This window comes from Flavobacterium ginsenosidimutans (assembly GCF_037478105.1).
Classification (GTDB): Bacteria; Bacteroidota; Bacteroidia; order Flavobacteriales; family Flavobacteriaceae; genus Flavobacterium; species Flavobacterium ginsenosidimutans.
In genome coordinates this window covers 4756354-4779395 of the sequence record NZ_CP147988.1, presented here as the reverse complement: position 1 = coordinate 4779395, position 23042 = coordinate 4756354, and the positions used below count along the sequence as shown (strand labels likewise).

The 23042-nt window shown below is 34.7% G+C and carries 13 protein-coding genes; 10 read left to right on the top strand and 3 right to left on the bottom strand.

All coding sequences use genetic code 11. The annotated features are described in order from the left end of the window. Window positions 1-205 precede the first annotated feature (205 nt). Window positions 206-1168: a YheT family hydrolase gene (locus V6624_RS20485; protein WP_111283492.1), complete on the top strand. Its 963-nt coding sequence runs from the start codon at window positions 206-208 to the stop codon at window positions 1166-1168. Between the two features lie 19 nt (window positions 1169-1187). On the opposite strand, the gene V6624_RS20480 is transcribed toward V6624_RS20485, so the two are convergent. Continuing rightward, entirely contained in the window at window positions 1188-1958 is a 771-nt protein-coding gene (locus V6624_RS20480) for a DUF2490 domain-containing protein (protein ID WP_111283494.1), read from the bottom strand. Between the two features lie 624 nt (window positions 1959-2582). Here V6624_RS20480 and V6624_RS20475 point away from each other — a divergent pair. The 7 genes from V6624_RS20475 to V6624_RS20445 all read left to right on the top strand — a co-directional run bounded on the left by V6624_RS20475 (window position 2583) and on the right by V6624_RS20445 (window position 18404). Further along, entirely contained in the window at window positions 2583-7526 is a 4944-nt protein-coding gene (locus tag V6624_RS20475) for a tail fiber domain-containing protein (RefSeq protein WP_338840004.1), read from the top strand. A 413-nt stretch (window positions 7527-7939) separates the two neighbouring features. Continuing rightward, window positions 7940-9193 carry a tail fiber domain-containing protein gene (locus V6624_RS20470; RefSeq protein WP_111282897.1) on the top strand — a complete coding sequence of 418 codons (1254 nt, stop codon included), beginning with the start codon at window positions 7940-7942 and terminating at the stop codon, window positions 9191-9193. Between the two features lie 391 nt (window positions 9194-9584). After that, a complete protein-coding gene (locus tag V6624_RS20465; RefSeq protein WP_338840003.1) occupies window positions 9585-12515 on the top strand; it encodes a hypothetical protein in 2931 nt (976 codons plus the stop codon). Between the two features lie 89 nt (window positions 12516-12604). Beyond that, complete coding sequence (locus V6624_RS20460) at window positions 12605-13849, top strand: tail fiber domain-containing protein (RefSeq protein WP_111289287.1); 1245 nt, start codon at window positions 12605-12607, stop codon at window positions 13847-13849. Window positions 13850-14174: 325 nt separating this feature from the next. After that, a complete protein-coding gene (locus V6624_RS20455) occupies window positions 14175-15464 on the top strand; it encodes a gliding motility-associated C-terminal domain-containing protein (protein ID WP_338840002.1) in 1290 nt (429 codons plus the stop codon). Window positions 15465-15483: 19 nt separating this feature from the next. After that, window positions 15484-16401, top strand: a complete 918-nt coding sequence (locus tag V6624_RS20450; protein WP_111289291.1) for a PorP/SprF family type IX secretion system membrane protein — start codon at window positions 15484-15486, stop codon at window positions 16399-16401. A gap of 23 nt (window positions 16402-16424) precedes the next feature. Continuing rightward, window positions 16425-18404 (top strand): OmpA family protein, encoded by a 1980-nt coding sequence (locus V6624_RS20445; RefSeq protein WP_338840001.1) that lies wholly within the window; start codon window positions 16425-16427, stop codon window positions 18402-18404. Between the two features lie 143 nt (window positions 18405-18547). On the opposite strand, the gene V6624_RS20440 is transcribed toward V6624_RS20445, so the two are convergent. Further along, on the bottom strand, window positions 18548-19240 hold the full coding sequence (locus tag V6624_RS20440; protein WP_338839999.1) for a TlpA disulfide reductase family protein: 693 nt from the start codon (window positions 19238-19240) through the stop codon (window positions 18548-18550). 143 nt (window positions 19241-19383) lie between these two features. Here V6624_RS20440 and V6624_RS20435 point away from each other — a divergent pair, with 143 nt between their 5' ends. Beyond that, the gene (locus tag V6624_RS20435; RefSeq protein WP_338839998.1) at window positions 19384-20739 is read left to right on the top strand and encodes a HAMP domain-containing sensor histidine kinase; all 1356 of its coding nucleotides are present in this window, start codon (window positions 19384-19386) and stop codon (window positions 20737-20739) included. Continuing rightward, window positions 20736-21437, top strand: coding sequence for a response regulator transcription factor (locus V6624_RS20430; protein WP_338839997.1), 702 nt, complete (start codon window positions 20736-20738; stop codon window positions 21435-21437). The genes V6624_RS20435 and V6624_RS20430 overlap by 4 nt, the downstream gene beginning before the upstream one ends. Window positions 21438-22205: 768 nt before the next feature. On the opposite strand, the gene V6624_RS20425 is transcribed toward V6624_RS20430, so the two are convergent. Beyond that, window positions 22206-23021 (bottom strand): alpha/beta hydrolase, encoded by an 816-nt coding sequence (locus tag V6624_RS20425; RefSeq protein WP_338839996.1) that lies wholly within the window; start codon window positions 23019-23021, stop codon window positions 22206-22208. Between the last annotated feature and the right edge of the window lie 21 nt (window positions 23022-23042).

Genomic DNA, 23042 nt, shown 5'->3' with positions numbered 1-23042 from the left:
GAATCAAAATTCTGAAGTATCTGTAAACTATTGTAATGCAATAGACTGGCGGATGGCTGATATAGATAGAAAGTCTATTTGTATAGATGAAAAATTCTGGAAAAACATAAAAAAACTTCGTTTATAGAATAATTTTAAAAAGAGAAATAGACCTACATATTGATTGATTTCTTAGATTTGTAGTAAGCACCATAAAAAAAATGTCATGCCACTAATTGAACAATCAGAATATAATTTTCCTTCTATTATTCATCGCAACAGACATGTTTCTACTATTTATGCGGCTTTGTTTAAAAAATTTGAAGCCCCAGGTTATACAAGAGAAAAAATGGAGTTGAACGATGGAGATTTTATCAATATCGATTTTATTATAAACGACTCCAAGAAAGCGGTTATTTTATGTCACGGTTTAGAAGGAGATTCCCGCCGAACCTATAATAATAGCTGTGCGGTATATTTTCAGGAAAAAGGATTTTCAGTTTTTGCTTGGAACAATCGCACTTGTGGAGGAGAAATGAATCGTTTGCCAAGACTTTATCATCACGGAGCGGTTGATGATCTTGATGAGGTGGTTCAGTTTGTTTTACAAAAAGGATTCGAAGAGGTTTATATGATTGGATATTCGATGGGTGGTGTTCAGCTTTTAAATTATTTAGGATGGACAAAAGTTGATGAACGTATAAAAGCAGCAGTTTCAATTTCGGTTCCAACTCATATTGCAACAAGTGCAGAAGTTCTTAAACAAGGTTTTAACCGAGTTTATTTAAAAAATTTCACAATTGATATTAAGCGAAAGCTGAAATACAAAGCAGCTCAATTTCCTGATTTTATAAATAGTGATCAGATTGATAAAATTTCAACATTTGATGAGGTTGACCAATATTTTACAGCGCCGCTTCATGGATTTGCAAGTCGAGACGATTATTATGAGCGTGTTTCTCCCGAATTTTCGCTTCAAAATATTACTACTCCTGTTTTAATTATTAATTCGCTCGATGATCCTTTTTTGGGCGAAAGATGTTATCCAAGAGCTATAGCGCAAGATAGTGCGTATGTTTATCTGGAAACTCCAAAATATGGCGGACATTGTGCTTTTCCGCTCCGTAATTCAATGTATTCTTATGCAGAAAAAAGAGCCTATGATTTTTTTAAATCACAGTTGGTTTAGTGAATATTAAAGAAAAGAATCATTCATCACCAGAATTTTCAATTGCTGAAGGAGTTTTTTTTCTGATACTGGTATTCAGATAAAAAAACAATCTAATTGTATGATTCATGTCATATTGATAGCCTGAATATTTCTGTTGATAAACATTCATATAACCAAAATCATAACTCCATTTTGGGTTAATAGTTTTTTTTATTCCAATAAAAAAGCGGTTTTGATCAAATGTATTATAAACAACTTCTTCTCCAAAATGCAAAAGAATTTCATCTGAAAGAACCATTTTCGGCCACGATTTATTATTGAAAACGCTGAAAGTAAAACTCATTAAATAACGAATTCTATTGGTAAAACGCCAATCTCCGCTTGGTTTGTCATCAACAATTTTTTCCTGCCAGCGCTGTTCGTTTCTAAGGCGCTGAAGAATGCTTACGTTTCCCACTTTAGTATTTAACTGCGCTTGCTGGTAAATCCTATTTTCACCTGCAAAAGTACTCCAATCAGGATTTGAAGGTGCAAGCCACATATGAGCATATCCAGCTGTCAACGAAATAGTTGAATTTGGGATATAACTGAATCCGCCTCTTATAAAATAGAAACTGGGATCAGCCACAAAATCATTTCGTCTGATGTGAAAATCGCCAATTACAGCCCAATGATCTGTAAATTTAGTTACACTATTTATAGAAACCCAGGTTTGAAGCTGCTGGTTAATTTCTTTTTCCTGAGTACTTTGTGCTAATAGTCTTAATGGAAGAAAGAAAATAAGAATCCAGATAAGATTGTTCTTCATATTAAATTACAATAGAAATTATTAATTAGAGAATAAATTTCTTGTGAATGGGCAGAAACAATAAAAGGAAGCAATAAGACAGTAAAGGTATTCTTTTTTAGTTTTATCTACCTAAAACATTGTAAATAATGTAATTACATTTAAATAAAAAAAGCTCATTACAATTTCGGGCTTTTTAAATTTTATTTTTTTCTTGCAGTAAATCAAAAATTTAAATGAGAATTAAAAAGTCGTAATCTATTATTTTAAAAATTTATAAGGGCAATGGCGTTGTTTTATTAATAAGAAATTTGCAACTGTTAACACTAAATTTAGCAGTTAATGTTTTTGGTTTTAATATTTAAAAAAAAGGTGAGAACGATATGTTTCTAACCTTTTTTGTTTTAATAGGTTAAGAATATTATTTTTTGAATATATTTTTAAAAATACCCTATAATGTAATTTAAAAAACTTTTACTGGCAATTTCAGTTTCAATTTCGAAGGAACTTTGTACCCTCAAATCAAGCATAAATTATTTTGTATTTTATTGATAGCTAATCATTTAGTTTTTATCTCTTCATACAAAAGGAAATGAGTGCTCTTTTTTGAAACAAAGAAAAAATCGAATTGATAATTTAAATGCTATGAAAAATAAATTACTTCCTTTATTATTTGTGTTAGGTGGTTATTCTGCCTATTCGCAAGTTGTGATAGGAAAACAGCAAACAATCCCTTCTGCACAGTTAGAAGTTTATGCAAAAGACAAAGGTCTTTTGATTCCGCAGATTCCGTTGAAAAGCAGTACAGATCGTACTACTATTAAAAACGGAAATGTAAACAGTCTGCTTGTTTTTAATACATCTACAATTGCAGACATTAAGCCTGGGTACTATTACTGGTATATCGATAAATGGTGCAGACTTGCTATTTCTGATGAAATTGGTACAGGAAACAACGGAAAAAATATTTCGAATACAGTAATTAATCCTGCTGGTAACCTTATTATTACCTTTTCTGACGGAACAACTATTGACGCCGGAAAAGTAAAAGGCGATAAAGGAGACAGAGGTAACGATGGAATAGGAATTACTGGAACCGCAGTTGATGGTTCAGGAAATCTTATTATTACGTATACTGACGGTTCTACAAAAGACGCTGGAAAAATAAAAGGTGCTGATGGAAAGAATGGATTAGACGGGAAAAGCATCACAAATACAATAGTTGATTCTTTAGGTAATCTTATTATTACGTATTCTGACGGATCTACAAAAGATGCAGGAAAAGTAAAAGGAGCTGATGGAAAAAATGGACTAGACGGAAAAAGTATCACAAATACAATAGTTGATTCTTTAGGAAATCTTATTATCACCTATTCTGACGGTTCTACAAAAGACGCTGGAAAAGTAAAAGGCGCTGATGGAAAGAATGGATTAGATGGGAAAGGTATAGCTGGAACTGTTATTGATGGTTCAGGAAATCTTATTATCACGTATTCTGATGGTTCGACTAAAGATTTAGGAAAAGTTAAAGGAATTGACGGAACAAATGGAACTAACGGAATCGACGGACGTGATTTCAAATATGATGATTTTACTCAAGACCAGTTATTGGCTTTAAAAGGAGATCCGGGTACTAACGGTACAAATGGAATTGATGGAACCAATGGAACCAATGGAACAAATGGAGTTGATGGACGTGATTTTAAATACGAAGATTTTACCGATGCGCAGTTAGAAAACTTACGTGGTCCTCAAGGAAAACAAGGCGAAAAAGGAAATGATGGAAAAGGAGTTTTTACATCAGTTTCAGACAGCGAAGGGAATCTTACCATTACCTACACAGACGGGACGACATCAGTTATTCCGAGCGTGAAGGGAGATCCTGGAAAAGATTTCAAATATTCAGATTTCACAGATGATCAGCTTGCGGCATTGAAAGGAGAGCCTGGAAATGATGGAAAAGGAGTTTTTACATCAGTTTCAGACAGCGAAGGGAATCTTACCATTACCTACACAGACGGGACGACATCGGTTATCCCGAGCGTGAAGGGAGATCCTGGAAAAGATTTCAAATATTCGGATTTCACAGATGACCAGCTTGCGGCATTGAAAGGAGAGCCTGGAAATGATGGAGCGCCAGGATTGCCTGGAAAAGATTTCAAATATTCGGATTTCACAGATGACCAGCTTGCGGCATTGAAAGGAGAACCTGGAAATGACGGAGCGCCTGGAGCACCTGGGAATGACGGAGCGCCAGGATTGCCTGGAAAGGATTTCAAATATTCGGATTTCACAGATGACCAGCTTGCGGCATTGAAAGGAGAGCCTGGAAATGATGGAGCGCCAGGATTGCCTGGAAAGGATTTCAAATATTCGGATTTCACAGATGATCAGCTTGCGGCATTGAAAGGAGCGCCTGGAAATGACGGAGCGCCTGGAGCACCTGGAAATGACGGAGCGCCAGGATTGCCTGGAAAGGATTTCAAATATTCGGATTTCACAGATGACCAGCTTGCGGCATTGAAAGGAGAGCCTGGAAATGACGGAGCGCCAGGATTGCCTGGAAAGGATTTCAAATATTCAGATTTCACAGATGACCAGCTTGCGGCATTGAAAGGAGCACCTGGAAATGACGGAGCGCCAGGATTGCCTGGAAAGGATTTCAAATATTCGGATTTCACAGATGACCAGCTTGCGGCATTGAAAGGAGAGCCTGGAAATGACGGAGCGCCAGGATTGCCTGGAAAGGATTTCAAATATTCAGATTTCACAGATGACCAGCTTGCGGCATTGAAAGGAGCACCTGGAAATGACGGAGCGCCAGGATTGCCTGGAAAGGATTTCAAATATTCGGATTTCACAGATGACCAGCTTGCGGCATTGAAAGGAGAGCCTGGAAATGACGGAGCGCCAGGATTGCCTGGAAAGGATTTCAAATATTCGGATTTCACAGATGATCAGCTTGCGGCATTGAAAGGAGCGCCTGGAAATGACGGAGCACCTGGAGCACCTGGAAATGACGGAGCGCCAGGATTGCCTGGAAAGGATTTCAAATATTCGGATTTCACAGATGACCAGCTTGCGGCATTGAAAGGAGAGCCTGGAAATGACGGAGCGCCAGGATTGCCTGGAAAGGATTTCAAATATTCAGATTTCACAGATGACCAGCTTGCGGCATTGAAAGGAGCACCTGGAAATGACGGAGCGCCAGGATTGCCTGGAAAGGATTTCAAATATTCGGATTTCACAGATGACCAGCTTGCGGCATTGAAAGGAGAGCCTGGAAATGACGGAGCGCCAGGATTGCCTGGAAAGGATTTCAAATATTCAGATTTCACAGATGACCAGCTTGCGGCATTGAAAGGAGCACCTGGAAATGACGGAGCGCCAGGATTGCCTGGAAAGGATTTCAAATATTCGGATTTCACAGATGACCAGCTTGCGGCATTGAAAGGAGAGCCTGGAAATGACGGAGCGCCAGGATTGCCTGGAAAGGATTTCAAATATTCAGATTTCACAGATGACCAGCTTGCGGCATTGAAAGGAGCACCTGGAAATGACGGAGCGCCAGGATTGCCTGGAAAGGATTTCAAATATTCGGATTTCACAGATGACCAGCTTGCGGCATTGAAAGGAGCGCCTGGAAATGACGGAGCGCCAGGATTGCCTGGGAAAGATTTCAAATATTCGGATTTCACAGATGATCAGCTTGAGGCGTTGAAAGGAGCGCCTGGAAATGACGGAGCACCAGGATTGCCTGGAAAGGATTTCAAATATTCTGATTTCACAGATGATCAGCTTGCGGCGTTGAAAGGAGCGCCTGGAAATGACGGAGCGCCTGGAGCACCTGGGAATGATGGAGCGCCAGGATTGCCTGGAAAGGATTTCAAATATTCAGATTTCACAGATGATCAGCTTGAGGCGTTGAAAGGAGCGCCTGGGAATGATGGAGCGCCAGGATTGCCTGGAAAGGATTTCAAATATTCAGATTTCACAGATGATCAGCTTGCGGCATTGAAAGGAGCGCCTGGGAATGACGGAGCACCTGGAGCACCTGGAAATGACGGAGCGCCAGGATTGCCTGGAAAAGATTTCAAATATGAAGATTTTACCGATGCGCAGTTAGAAAACTTACGTGGTCCTCAAGGAAAGCAAGGAGAAAAAGGAGACACACCAGAAATTACAAAAGGAAGTTTACTAGCAGGAAGTGATAAAGTCATAGTAGGCGGAGGAGGAAAAGTCCTTGATGCAGATATTACAGTTGATTTAAATTCTAAAGATCTTACAAGTAAAACTTCTAGTAGTGTTTTAGAAATTATAAATAACAAAGGAGCGGTTTTGACAGATGCTCAGATAAATATTGTACCAGCAGAAAGCAAACCAGCTATGTTGATAACTGACGAGCCAGGTACGGTAAGATGGTCTGATGATATGCCGTGGTTGTTAAATGGTAATACAGTTCCTGTTCTAAAAACGTTAGGAACTAAAAATTCTTTTGACCTTCCATTTATTACAAATAATAAGGAATGGATGAGATTGACAACAAATGGTAGATTAGGTATAGGTACTACAACACCACTAGGGGGTATACATTTAATAAGTGCTGATAAGGCAGGAAATGATGTGATTTTTGAAGGAATTAATGATAACACAGCGCTACAGTTAATTCTTACAGGATCGCCATTAGCAAAAGGAACTAGATTAGGACAGCTTAATTTTGGATACAATGATGGTGCTTACAAGTTTAGTTCTAATATTGTGGCTAACTATAGAGGAACAGACGCAGGGGTAACGAATTTATCAGACCTTCAGTTTTATACTTCAAATACGGTAAAAATGACTATTGATGAGAAAGGTTTTGTAGGTATTAATACAACAACTCCAAGTGGGGCTTTACATATTCTTAATAATGGAAATGCTAATAATTTTGATGATCTTATGGTGACATCTTATGGTGATACTGCTATAACTCCAGGAGTCTTCTTACAAAAATGTAAAGGAAACATTTCTGCTCCTGATAATTTACAATTTGGAGACGGATTAGGAACTTTCAATTTTGCAGGAAGATATAATGGAGTAATGGCTCAGATGTCAGGAATGCTTGGTTATTATAAAGGAGATGGAAAAACTCTTCTGAGTGATTTAAGATTTAAAACGTCTGATGTAGTAAGAATGACGATTGATGAAAATGGTGTTGTATATCCTTCAGGAAATGGAAGTCAGGATTTAGGTACTTCATCCCTAAGATGGAAAACAGTATACGCTGCAAATGGTGTGTCTCAAACATCAGACATTCGTTTAAAGAAAAATATTCAACCTTTAAAATACGGTTTAGCAGAGGTTATGAAAATAGATCCAATTACATACAACTGGAAAGACAGTTCAGATAACAATTTAAAAGTGGGTGTTTCGGCACAACAAGTGCAGACTATATTGCCAGAAGTGGTAACCGTAGGACAAGATGAAGCTAAAACACTAGGTGTAAATTATGCTGAAATGGTTCCAGTATTGATTAACGCAATAAAAGAACAACAAGCTGAGATTGACCAATTAAAATCGCTTGTGAAAGAATTGATGGATAAGAAATAAGCTCCCCTTCAAAAATCTAAAAATCCGATTATTTATAATCGGATTTTTTTTTTTGCTTTATATCGAGCAAATAATTGAATTAAATAAAAAAGGAGCGAAAGCTCCTTTTTTATTTAAACAACTAACAACTAACAACTAACAACTAACAACTAACAACTAACAACTAACAACTAACAACTAACAACTAACAACTAACAACTAACAACTAACAACTAACAACTAACAACTAACAACTAACAACTAACAACTAACAACTAACAACTAACAACTAAAAAAATATGTCCTAAAATGTAAGAATTAAAACATTTAAGGGTAATGCGAGTAATGTATTTGTAGGACTTTTGCATGCTTAAAACAAGTGTCTCGATATACCGATGGTATATTTTTAATGGAAATAATTAAAAGAAATAAAGATGAAAAGAATTTTATGTATGTTATTGCTGGTTCAGAGCGGTTTTATAATGGCTCAGACAGAAAAAGTGGTTACAGCAAATGGAAAAAGAATAACCATCAATCCAAGCGGGCTTAATAATGCAGATAATGGTTTAACAGTAACTAATGGAAATGTCCAATTGGGAGGAACGCTTACAAAGCCTTCAATTTTAACTACGACTTCTGCTTTTACATTGGCAATTCAGGGACTTCAGAATGGTGCCGTAACAGATCAATTTTTAACAACAGATGCAAACGGAGTAATTCGTAAAATAACAAATACCGGCTGGAGCACAACCGGAAATGCAGGAACAAGCGCAGGAACAAATTTTATAGGTACAACTGATAATCAGGATATTGTTTTTAAAAGATTTAACTCAATAGCTGGTCGAATAGGAGATAGTAATACGGTTATTGGAGCGTTTAGCATGTTGAATAATACAGGAAATACAAATACAGCATTTGGTGCACGAGCTCTTTATAATAATACCTCTGGAGGTCAGAATGTAGCAGTTGGAAATGGTGCTCTTTTCAATAATACAACGGGTAATAGAAATGCTGCTCTCGGTACAGGTGCTGTAAATTACAATAAAACGGGTAATTATAATACAGCAATAGGAGATAGTGCATTGTCGAATAATGTAGATGGTGAAAATAATGTGGCTATTGGTTTTAATAGTGGGAGTAATTTTTATGGAACAGGATCAAAGACTCTAAAAAATACAAAAGAAAGTATTTTTATAGGAGCTGGTGCACAAGCACCAAGTGATAATTCTGTAAATCAAATTGTGATAGGGAACTATGCAGTTGGTAGAGGTTCAAATACGGTACAAATAGGAAATGATAAAGCAACCATTATTGGTGGTGCAGTAGAGTGGTCGAGTACTTCAGATTTACGGTTAGAAAACACTATTTCTACAAGTGCTTATGGTTTAAACTTTATAAATAAATTACGTCCAGTGACATATGAATTGAATTCAGGAGATTCTAGTTTGCAATCAGGATTTATTGCTCAAGAAGTTGAAACTGCAGCTAATAGTATCGGGTATAGTTTTAATGGTATTGTAAAACCACAATCAGCAAATGATTATTATAGTTTGCGTTATTCACAGTTTGTAGTGCCTTTGGTTAAAGCAGTTCAAGAACAGCAATTGCAGATTGAAGCAAAAGACGCTAAAATTACTGAACTTGAAAGACGTTTAGAAAGAGTAGAACAATTGTTAGAAAATAGATAAAAAAATCTAGCAAAAAATAAAAAAAGGAGCGCCAGCTCCTTTTTTTATGAGCAAAATCTAAAATCTAATCCCGAGGCTTCGGGACTAAAATCTAAAATCTAATCCCGAGGCTTCGGGACTAAAATCTAAAATCTAATCCCGAGGCTTCGGGACTAAAATCTAAAATCTAATCCCGAGGCTTCGGGACTAAAATCTAAAATCTAATCCCGAGGCTTCGGGACTAAAATCTAAAATATGTCTTAAAATGTAACAATTTAAACTTTTAGTGGTAAGAAAAAAGCTATTATAATTAAACCTTTGCAAAATAAAAATATACGATAAGTATAATGTGTTTTTAAAAGAGACACATATCATAATCAATAATTTAATAACCCTTTAAAGATTAAATCTTATGAAGAATAGATTACTTCCTTTACTTTTTGTCTTAGGTAGTTACTCAGCTTACTCTCAGGTAATAGTTGGAGAAAAAGAAATAAAAAATCCTTCTGCTCAGTTAGAAGTTTTTGCAAAGGACAAAGGTATGTTGATTCCGCAAGTAGCCTTGACAGGTCCTACTGATGCTAGTACAATTACAAATGGAAATGTACCGAGTTTATTAGTTTTTAACACTTCTAATTTACTAGATATTAAGCCAGGATATTACTATTGGTACGATAATAAGTGGAATAGAATGATTGCGTCTGGAGAATCTTCAGATGGTAACGGAAACGTTATTTACAATCCAACAACCAATCAGTTTACTTACATTGATGCATCAGGAAATACAAAGATTATCAAGATAAGTGATATTATAAAAGCTAATGAAACTGTAACTACGCTTACAGATAACAAAAACGGTTCTTATACTTATGTAAGTGAAAACGGCACACCGACTACAATCAATGTGGTTAAGGATGTTATAGATAACTCAAAAACAATTTTTGTAGACCAGTCAGTAAAACAGGAAATCGAAAAACTGATTGAATCTGGACAGACTTTGACATCATTGGAATATAATAAAATAGCTAACACGCTTACTTACAAAGATGAGAATGGAAAAGAAAACGTGATTTTGCTGACAGATTTAGTTAAAGGAGCAGAAACTGTAACTACGCTTACCGATAACAAAAACGGTTCTTATACTTATGTGAGTGAAAACGGTACACCGACTACTATCAATGTGGTTAAGGATGTTATTGACAACTCAAAAGAAATTTTCATAGACAAGTCGGTAAAACAGGAAATCGAAAAACTGATTGAATCAGGGCAAACCTTGACTTCGTTATTTTATGATAAAGCTGCTAACACGCTAACCTATACAGACGAGGAAAAAGTGCCTCATATACTTCCGTTAAAAGATTTAGTTGCGGGCGGAGAAACTCAGACAAGTTTAGTTTATGATGCAGCAACAAATAAACTGACGTATACAGGAGAAAACGGAAAACCAACAGTAATCGATTTAAAGGATTTAGTTGCAGGAGCAGAAACGCTTACAGCTTTAGATTACAATAAAGCCACTAATAAGCTTACGTTTACAGACGAGGATAAACAGGATACGGTAATCGATTTGAAAGATCTGGTTGCAGGAGCAGAAACGCTTACGGCTTTAGATTACAATAAAACCACTAATAAACTTACGTTTACCGATGAGGATAAAAAGGATACGGTAATCGATTTAAAAGATTTAGTTAAAGGAGCAGAAACCCTAACTACGCTTGAAGATAAAGGTAATGGATTGTATACTTATACAAGCGAAAATGGTAGGACTACTGATATCAATGTAGTTCAAGATGTTATTGACAACTCAAAAACAATTTTTGTGGACCAGTCAGTAAAAAAGGAAATCGAAAAACTGATTGAATCAGGGCAGACGCTTACAGCTTTAGATTATGATAAAGCCACTAATAAGCTTACGTTTACAGACGAGGATAAACAGGATACGGTAATCGATTTGAAAGATTTGGTTGCAGGAGCAGAAACGCTTACAGCTTTAGATTACAATAAAGCCACTAATAAGCTTACGTTTACAGACGAGGATAAACAGGATACGGTAATCGATTTGAAAGATTTGGTTGCAGGAGCAGAAACGCTTACAGCTTTAGATTACAATAAAGCCACTAATAAGCTTACGTTTACAGACGAGGATAAACAGGATACGGTAATCGATTTGAAAGATTTGGTTGCAGGAGCAGAAACGCTTACGGCTTTAGATTACAATAAAGCCACTAATAAGCTTACGTTTACAGACGAGGATAAACAGGATACGGTAATCGATTTGAAAGATTTGGTTGCAGGAGCAGAAACGCTTACGGCTTTAGATTACAATAAAACCACTAATAAGCTTACGTTTACAGACGAGGATAAACAGGATACGGTAATCGATTTGAAAGATTTGGTTGCAGGAGCAGAAACGCTTACCGCTTTAGATTACAATAAAACCACTAATAAGCTTACGTTTACAGACGAGGATAAACAGGATACGGTAATCGATTTGAAAGATTTGGTTGCAGGAGCAGAAACGCTTACGGCTTTAGATTACAATAAAACCACTAATAAGCTTACGTTTACAGACGAGGATAAACAGGATACGGTAATCGATTTGAAAGATTTGGTTGCAGGAGCAGAAACGCTTACGGCTTTAGATTACAATAAAACCACTAATAAGCTTACGTTTACAGACGAGGATAAACAGGATACGGTAATCGATTTGAAAGATTTGGTTGCAGGAGCAGAAACGCTTACCGCTTTAGATTACAATAAAACCACTAATAAGCTTACGTTTACAGACGAGGATAAACAGGATACGGTAATCGATTTGAAAGATTTAGTTAAAGGAGCAGAAACCCTAACTACGCTTGAAGATAAAGGTAATGGATTGTATACTTATACAAGCGAAAACGGTAGAACTACTGATATCAATGTGGTTAAAGATGTTATAGACAATTCAAAAACAATTTTTGTAGACGAGTCAGTAAAAAAAGAAATACAAAAACTGATTGAATCTGGAGAGACTTTGACATCATTATCTTATAATCCAACGACTAATAGATTAACGTATAAAGCAGAAAATGGACCAGACACAGTAATAGATTTAAGTACTGTAGCTCCTAAACAGGTTGTAAACGAAATAGTTCCTACAGATGGTCAAACTGTTTTTACTTTAGATTACACTCCATCTTCATTATCAGAGGTGGTAATGTATATCAATGGTGTGCGTATCAATAAAAATGCATTCTCAGTAGATGGTAATAAAGTAACTTATGATCCTACAAAAAATGGAAATAACATTTTAGGTTTAGACCAAGCTGACAATGACAATGTAATGTTCGATTATTCAAAATAATATTTTAAAATAGGGAAGGCTGTAAAAAGCAAACAGCCTTCCTAATTTATTATTATTTCATAAAAATATATTTTTAAAATAATTTGAGAATGAAAAAAATAATATACATGTTATTATTACTTCAAGGAGGAGTAATGATGGCACAAACAGAAACCGTTGTCACGGTAAATGGAAAAAAAGTACAAGTTGCACCAAATGCAGGAACTGCAGATAATGGTTTAACAGCAGATAATGGTAAAATTCAATTAGGAGGGAAATTAAATAAACCAACAACTTTGACCACGTCTTCTGTAAATACTTTAAAAATTGCAGGATTGCAAACAGGAACAGTTGCTGACTCATTATTGACGAAAGATGCGAATGGTGTACTAAGACAAATAGCCAATACAAGCTGGAGCACAAAAGGTAATGCCGGGACAGATGTTAGAAAACACTTTATAGGTACAACAGACGATGTAGATTTAATATTTCGAAGAAATTATTGGTTTAGTGGAAGAATTGGTACTGAAAATACTTCATTAGGTCAGGGTGCATTAGAAGAACTTACTGATGGTATTAATAATGTAGCAATGGGGGATTTTAGTTTAACATCTAACAAATCAGGTAGTAATAATACGGCTATTGGTTCTCAGGCTCTTACTGATAATCAAACTGGTGAAGAAAATACGGCAATAGGCTCAGGTGCATTATATCATAATATTGATGGTAAACAAAATACTGCAATTGGTGTTTCTGGTTTACATTATTTGATTAAAGGGGATAATAATATTGCTTTAGGTTATAATGCTGGTGTGAATTACGGTTATAATAGCGAATTGACACAAACATCTAATTCTATTTTTGTCGGAAACAATGTAAAAGCTAAGGCAAATAATAGTATTAATGAAATTGTAATTGGTTATAATGCTACTGGTAGAGGTTCAAATACTGTACAAATAGGAAACTCAAGTATTACAAGTATTGGCGGTGCCGTAAATTGGTCAATTGGTTCAGATTCTCGTTTGAAGAAAGATGTGGTGACCAGTACCTATGGTTTAAATTTCATAAATAAATTACGTCCTGTAATTTACAGAATGAAAACAGGAACTACAGATTTGCAATCAGGATTTATTGCCCAGGAAGTAGAAACTGCTGCTAAGAGTATTGGTTACGAATTTAACGGTATTGTAAAACCTCAAAGCGAAAACGATTTTTACAGCTTACGTTATTCAGAGTTTGTGGTGCCTTTAGTAAAAGCGGTTCAAGAGCAACAGCAAATGATAGAAAGCCAGAAAGCCGATATTGCAGAATTGAAAGCTCAGGTACAGGCACTTTTGCAGGCAGCTAAAAAATAAAAATAAGCTGAGAGGTAAATCTGAAGTACAATTGTTTTCAGTTGCATAAATAAAAATCTAGAAAACAAAATAATTACCTTGATTGTAAAAAATATGATCGAGGTTTTTTTAAACTTCAAATCAAGAGAGACAAAGCCTTTTGTATAATTGGCAAACATCTAATGAAAGCAACTTCATTCATTAGAACCAACTGTTTCATCTAACAAACAGATTAACCCTATTCTAATACAACAATAACTTTTTCGGGGCATACAGGTTTTACACCTGAATTAATTTTGCATAGAAATTAAAATATAAAAAATACCGAATTAAATAAAGACAAGAAATGAATAATGATTACTTGGATATTATAGAAAAAAACTCAGTTTCTGAAAAAACTGCAGTTTGTTTAATTGGTTTTGCGGCAAGTTTGTTTGCTTGTCAAAATGCAAATGCACAAATGGTAAATGCTGGCGATGTAAAAATTGACCCAAATACCATAATGGCCGTTTACATGGATTATGAAAATACACCATCAGGAAATTTTATAAATGACGGTAAACTGTACATTTTTCAAAATTGGAAAAATGATGGTGTAGTTTCATATACAGAAAACCAAAATGGTTCTACCTACTTTAACGGAACAGAAGATCAATTTATTGAAGGAACTCAAGTTTCTAATTTAAAAAATGCATTTTTTGAAAATTCATCTTCTCCAGTGCCTTTTCATTTATCAGGTAAGATAGCCGTAGGAGGTAACTCGGAATTTAAACAAGGAGTTGTTCTGGCTGGCGATTATGGAGGAAAAGTAATTTTCAGAGAAAAAGCAGGTCATACACTTACGAGCGACTTAAGTTTTGTGGATGGTCAGGTAGAAAAAGATGGTAACGCCGCTTTTGAATTCCCAGTTGGGGCTGGTAATTATTTTAGACCTTCTTATCATGCAGCAGGCACTAATAACGGAGATATTTACACTACACAGTATTTTAATAAAAACTCACACTACATTCATTCACATGACAGTAGAGATGTAAAAATTATCACAATCAATAATAATGAGTATTGGGAAGTAACACAAGATAGAGGCGCTGAAAAAATAATCTTGAGCTTAACAATGGATAGCCGTACAACACCTTCAGAATTTTTTAATCCTGGAGACGATTATCAGGTTGTTATAACACGATGGGACGCTGTTTCTGGTAAATGGATAAACGAAAAAGGAGAGGTAAGTGATCCTTTGCCTGGAAAGCCTTATGAAAAATTATTAACAGCACAGGTAAGCGGCTACGGGCTTTTTACAATGGCTTTGGTTAAGAAAACAGACGATGTAAAAGATCTTATTATTTATAATGCGGTTTCACCAAATGATGACGGTTTAAATGACAGCTTTGTTATTAAAGGAATTGATCAATTCCCAGATAACCAAGTCGAGATTTACAATAGATGGGGAGTTAAGGTTTATGACGCTAAGTCTTACAATGAAAGCGATAACATGTTCAGAGGATACTCAGACGGACGTGCAACAATTAAGAGAGGCGATAAACTTCCAACAGGAACATATTTCTACATAGTGAAATATAATACTGGTACAGAGGTAAAAGAGAGAACAGGTTATTTGTATATCAATAATCAATAATTAAAAGAAATTAGAACTAATGAAAAAGATTTCATATTTATTAATCTTGTTGTTCGTGGGAATTTTGGAAGTCTCCGCACAGCAGCAGTCACAGTATACACAGTATATGTACAATACTCTGACAATAAATCCAGGATACACGGGAACACGTGGTATACCAAGTATTTTTGGAATGTATAGAACGCAGTGGGTAGGATTGGATGGAGCACCAAAAACAGCAAACTTTTCTATAGAAGCGCCTATTACAGAGAATGGACAAGGTTTAGGATTATCTGTAGTAAATGATAAAATCGGACCATCACAAGAAACTACTTTGACAGCAAGTTATGCTTATCCAATTCAGCTTTCTGCAGATACATTTTTGTCTTTAGGTATTAGTGCATCAGGTAACTTTATGCAGATTGACTATAATAAGCTAAATGTTTTGAATCCAGAAGATCCATTCCTTTCAGGAAATCTTACTAAGACTTCTCCAAATTTTGGGGCAGGAGCCTATTTTCACTCTTCAAAATGGTATGCAGGTTTATCTGTGCCAATGATTTTGGAAACGAAGTTTTATGATGATGTAAAAACATCTGTAGCTTCTCAAAAAATGCACGTCTATGCAATGGGAGGTTATGTATTTGATCTAAACGATAATCTTAAGTTCAAGCCAGCTGCTATGATAAAAATGGTCAGCGGTGCACCTTTAGCTGTTGATTTATCTGCAAACTTCCTGTTTAATGAAAAATTAACTTTAGGAGCAGCTTACAGATGGGATGCAGCTGTAAGTGCTATGGCTGGATTCCAGGTTACATCAGGAATGAATATTGGTTACGCTTATGACTATGATACACAGAAAATAGGGAATTATAATTCAGGATCTCATGAAATTTTCCTTCGTTTTGACTTATTCTCTGGAACCAAATACAGACTTGTTACTCCAAGATTCTTTTAATAACCATAAACTAGGATAAAAAAATGATATCTAAAAAGATAAGAACTGTACTAACTATTCTTTGTATTTGTTTATTACAAATAGGAGTTGTTAATGCGCAGGATAAAAAGATTGAAAAAGCAAATGAAACTTATAATAAGTTTGCTTTTATTGAGGCGGCTAAGTTGTATAAAAATCTGGTCGATAAAGGTAATACTTCTTTAGAAGTTTATACAAAATTGGGTAATAGCTATTATTTTAATGGTCAATACCCTGAAGCTGCAGAAGCTTATTCAAAGGTTTTTAATTCAGGGCAATCTGTAGATTCTGAGTTTTATTTCAGATATGCACAGGCTCTAAACAATACAAAAAAATACGATGAAGCTAGTGCTGTCATAAAAAAATATTATGCAGTAACGGGTAAAAAAGATCTTAGCGCAAATTGGAAAGAGCAAAAATTACTGTCTGATATTCAAAAAGAGTCTGGACGTTACAGTTTTAAACCAGTTAGCATCAATACACCAGTTTCAGATTTCGGAACTGCATTTGATGGAAAAGATAAAGTGATATTTGCTTCAGCAAGAGATACAGGAGTAATTATTAAACGTAAACACAGCTGGAATGAAAAATCATTCATGAAATTGTATTCGGCTAAACTTACTACAGATGGAGGATTGGAAGATGCTACATTAATTAAAGGAGATGTAAATACTAAATACCATCAGAGTAGTGCAGCAGTAACAAAAGATGGTAAGTATATGTATTTTACCAGAAATAACATTAAAGATGGTAAGTTAGGAGCCGACAAAAACGGGACTACTTTCTTGAAAATTTACGTTGCAGAAAACGTTAAAGGAGAGTGGAAAAATATAAAAGAACTTCCTTATCCAATAAATAGTGATGGTTTCTCTTCAGCGCATCCAGCGATTAGCCCAGATGAATCACAGTTATATTTTGCATCTGACCGTAATAATAGTTTTGGTAACTCAGATTTGTATGTTGTAAGTTTGAAAAAAGGAGTTCTAGTAAACAATGACGTTACGAAATTAAGTGACGAAATAAATACACCAGGACGTGAAACTTATCCTTATGTTGATAACAATGGTATTTTGTACTTTGCTTCAGATGGTCACCCAGGACTTGGTGGTTTAGATGTATTTGCTGCAATGAAAGACAATGAAGGAAAATACCATGTGGTAAATGTTGGTGATGGAGTTAACACGGCTTCGGACGACTTTGCTTATGTGATCAATACAGAAAACAAAAAAGGTTATTTCTCTTCAAACAGAGATGGTAATGATGATATTTATAGTTTTACAGAAAATTCACCAGTAATTTTTGATTTTGACTACAGATCAATAGTATTTGGAACTATTACAGAAAATGGTAAACCAATTGCCAACTACAATGTTCAGTTATTCAATTCAAATAATGAAAATGTTGGCACTACAAAAACCGATGAGGCAGGAAACTACAAAATTGCTGTAGATCCATATATAAATTATAGAGTGTTATACACTAAATTATCTTATGCAGATAAAACGGTAAACACAGAGCTTTTGAAACCTTTAGAGAAAAAGGAAATCAGTTTTGAAATAGTGAGAGAGTTAGAAGTTGTTGTTGATGGTGAGAAAGTCAAAATTCAGGATGGAGATGATTTAACAGACAAATTAAAACTAAGCCCTATTTATTTTGATTTGAATGGTTATAAAATTAGACAATCTTCTAAGAAAGAATTAGATAAGGTAGTTGCTTTACTAAAAGACCGTCCAAATTTATCTTTAAAAGTAAATTCTTATACAGATAGTAGAGGTAGAGACGAGTTTAACATGAAGCTTTCTGAAAACAGAGCAAAAGCAACTGTTGAATACATCGTAAATTCAGGTATTGCACAAGAAAGAGTTAGTGGAGAAGGATTTGGTGAAACACATTTATTAAATCATTGTTCAAATGGTGTAACATGTTCAGAAAAAGAACATGAACAAAACAGACGTTCAGAGTTCATTATAAATTTTAGTAAATAGTTCTTTTTTTATTTAGCTGCTGTTCAATTGAAATATTATTGTCAGCAGCTTTTTATAAAATTTAAAAGGTAAGATCATTTTTTTTGATTTTGCCTTTTTTTGTTTTTGACAAAACGATCTTAGCTTGTTTTGGCAAAAAAGGATCAATTCAAATCAATGATCGTTTTTAAATCATGATATATATTGTCACTTTTGTCCATAATACCTTTAATAATACCGTTTTTATCAATTACAAAACTTGTAGGGAAATAGAAAATATTATACTTAGTGCTAATTTCGCCCGCATTTGGCAATTGTGTGTAGTTAAAAGCACGTTTTTTCAGAAAAGCTTCAACATGTTGAGAAGTGTTATATGTAAGTCCAAGAAAAACAACATCTTTATTTTTGTATTCGTCTACTAATTTATTGAGTTCCGGAATTTCCTTGATACACGGAGCGCAAGACGTAAACCAGAAATTTAGCACTACAGTTCTACCGCGAAGTTCCTTTAGAGACCATGTTTTACCTTCAAGATCTTTGAGTTCAAATTCCGGAGCCGGATTATTAAGCATTTCTGCTAAAGCTTTTTTGCTTTTGGTTTCTTTATCTGTATAATCTGAAGATTTTTTTACAAGATGCATCACGCCGTTTTTATCATCTTCTTCATTATGTCTAAATAGGATCTGACCTTTTCCCCAGGCATTTTCAAGACTGTCAAGATTTTTAAGAACCTTACCATCTGGTAAAAGAAATTGAATTGTTTTTTTTGAAGTATCGCCTCCAAATGAAGTCTGACCTTTCATATTTACAAAGAGGAAACATGCAGTCGCGCACATTAAAAGTTTTCCAGTATTCATGATTTCAATTGTTTAAGTTATACATGTCAAATGTAGTCGTAAACTTTTTCCGGTAGGTTAAAGCGCTCTTAACCAATGTTAACTAGTGTTAACTGAGTTATTCAAATGCCAAAATGAGATATATTTGTATATTATAATTTGCTATGAAAAATCAGTTTAAAATTATTCTAATCACTTCTATTACTGCTTGCAGTATTTTGCTTTTTCAATTTTTTTGGGTTTATAGGACTTATGAGGAAAGTCAGGAAAATTTTCAAGTCAAGGTAAAAAATGCATTACAGCGAAGTATCGATTTATTCTTTCTCGAAAAGGTAAGAACCCCAACGAGTTTATCTAACAGCGATCCTTATTTGTCAATTATAAGTGAAGTTACAGATGAAAATAAAGAAAATTTAAACTTAAAAAAAGATTTTCCAAAATCTGCTGGATCTCTTAAAATAGGAATGCAACCTTTAAAAATAGATAGTGCAAACCTCGAAAGTGTTCGTCTGTTTTTAGTAAAACTAATAGCTGCATCAAATAAGCAAAGTGTTGATTTGTTATTGGTTAATGAAAATTTTAGGAAAGAACTCGACAAAGAGAAAATTTTTATTGACTATAAATTGTCATTGAAAAAAAAGGCAATTTTAGATTCTGAAGAAGTTGTAAGCATTCCATTAGGTACAAATGAAAAAAACTGGATAATTGAAGCCAGACTTTTTAAAACGGGAAAGTACCTGCTCTTAAAAAATAGTATTCCACTGGCAGTTTCTATAATTCTTGTAATTCTAACGGGCGGAAGTCTTTGGTATTTGGGTTTAATAATCTACAGACAGAAACAGCTGGATTCTAAAAAGAATAATTTCATAAGCAATATTACGCACGAATTGAGAACACCAATTTCTATTCTTAAATCGACTAATGAAGCATTATTACAATTTGGCGAAGCTGCTAATCCAGAGAAGACAATTCGCTATTTAAAAATTAATGCAGATGTTTTAAATAAACTGGATTACAATATAGATCGTCTTTTGGACATAACGAGATACGAATTAGGAGTAAAATATGTAAATTTAAATCATGTAAATATTGTTGAATTAGTAAGAAGCATAGTAAATAAGTTTCAGGTAAATGATACTAATCAGATATCAATTAGTACTGAATTGGAAAATGAAACTATTCGAACTGATAAAGATATGATTGACGCAATATTGACTAATCTTATAGATAATGCTTTGAAATACAGTGCTAATTCTGCTGAAATTGTAGTGAAAGTTTTGAGTACATCAAAATACTGGCAATTGGAAGTTCAAGATAATGGTAGTGGAATAAGCGAAGAAAATCTTCCTTTAATTTTTGACAAATTTTACAGAATTACATCTGGCGACCTGCACGATGTAAAAGGTTATGGAATAGGATTAAGTTATGTAAAAGAACTAGTTAGTTTACTTTCGGGTGAAATAACTGTAAAAAGTGATTTAGGATCGGGTACAACCTTTATTATTAAATTTCCATTATGAGTGAGATAATTCATGTTTTGCTGGTAGAAGATGAAGAGGTGTTGTCAACTATTATAAAAGAAACTCTTGAATTGCGAGGGTTCAGTTTTACAATTGCCAAAAATGGAGTAGAAGGCTGGGAACTATTTCAGAGCAAGAAACCAGATATTTGTGTAGTCGATATTATGTTGCCTAGAAAAGATGGATATTCGCTTGTAGAAGATATTCGAATAGTAGATCAGCTGACTCCGATAATTTTTCTTACTGCAAAAAATGAAATCACAGATGTTTTAAAAGGACTAAAAATTGGTGCCGATGATTATATGAAAAAGCCTTTTAGCATGGAAGAGCTTATTCTGCGAATTCAAAAACTAGTAAGACGAAAGTATATCCATTCGGGTAAAGAAATTTCCACAACTTACGATAAAAACATAAAAGTTGGAAATTTTCAATTTAATCTTCACAGACTTGAATTAACAATTGATGGCAAATCGGTCAATCTTTCACAGCGTGAATCGGAATTATTGGATTTACTTATCCAAAATAAAAATCAGTTACTAGATCGCAATAAAGCTTTGTTACTGCTTTGGGGCGATAATAATCCTTTTACGGCCAGAAGTATGGACGTTTACATTACACGTCTCCGAAAATACTTAAGCGCCGATCCGACTGTAGAAATTCTTAGTATCAGAAATAAGGGATTTAAGTTGATTGATTAAATGTCTCGGGTCTAAACTTCTTAGAGCCTAATTTTGATGGGTTTTTATTTTTCTAAAATGTATTGTGGTACAATTCTACTACAAAATTTAGACAGACGCAACATCTGTAAAATTCATCTTAGTTATTATTGGCAAAAATGGAGGTAACTCCAGATTGAAAGTACCACGATTTTGCCACAGAAATTTTGTTCGGTTTGAAAAAAAATGAAAAGTAGCATAAAAGAAAAAAACCTGCGAATCTTACGATTTGCAGGCTTTACCACGTTTTTTTGTGGGGAGAGCAGGATTCGAACCTTAAGCCCAGAACCCGCATATTTCCTGCGTTTCTTTTTTTTAAAACCGGTGTTGTCACGATGTTGCCCAGTGGGTAAAGTTTAATTGTGTAAACAATGTTTGAGAATGCAACCTGATTATAATGAGCATTATAATTCTGCTTATGCATTCAACAAAAGTACTTTTTTTTTGCTGATAAGATTCATAAAAAATCAGTGAGATTTTTTTTATAACTGTTTTATCCCGAATTAGCAGACTATAAAACGGTTGACAGTATTTTCTATCAATCCATTTTTAAATTAAGGTTTGAAGTTGGATTTTAAACAAGCAGATAGCAACGCAAATATAAACTCAGCCATTAATATCAAATAATTTTGAGGACTATCTTAACTTTTTTTAGCGAAAACGAAGGTAATTTCAATATAGATTTATACAGCCAAAAGTCCCTTAAAAACTTTAAGGGACTTAATTTTATATTCTAAATAACTTTAGTAATTATTTTATAAAAGCTAAAATATCTTTATTTATAGTTTCTGCTTCTGTCGTAGGCATACCATGAGGAAATCCAGGATAAGAAATTAGTTTTCCATTTTTCAAAAGTGCAGCTGCTTTTGGAGCCTGATTGTAAGGAACGATCTGATCATCTTCTCCATGAAGTACCAAAACAGGAATATCTAAACTTTTAAGATCTTCTGTAAAATCAGATTCAGAGAAAGCTTTAATGCCTTCATAATGAGCCAGTACAGATCCCATCATTCCCTGACGCCACCAATTGTGTTTAATTCCTTCCTGAACTGTTTTTCCTTCACGGTTCCATCCATAAAATGGAATAGGGAAATCATAGAAGTATTGTGATCTGCTAGATCCAGTTCCTTCTCTAATTTCATCAAAAACTGATAATGGCACACCATCTGGATTGGCTTCATTTTGTATCATAATTGGCGTTACGGCACTAATGATAACTGCTTTTGCAACGCGGCCTTTTCCATATTTTGCTGCGTAGCGAATTACTTCCCCTCCGCCGGTTGAGTGGCCAATATGAATTGCATCTTTTAAGTCAAGTGCAGCGGTTAATTCTGCTACGTCTGCAGCATAGGTTTCCATATTGTTGCCTTCAGAACTTTGACCAGAACGACCGTGTCCGCGTCTGTCGTGAGCAATAACTCTATATCCTTGTTTTAAGAAAAACATCATTTGCGCATCCCAGTCGTCTGCTGATAAAGGCCATCCGTGGTGAAAAACGATAGGTTGTCCTGTTCCCCAATCTTTATAATAAATTTCTGTTCCGTCTTTTACTGTAATTGTGCTCATTTTTTTTGGTTTTAAGATTAA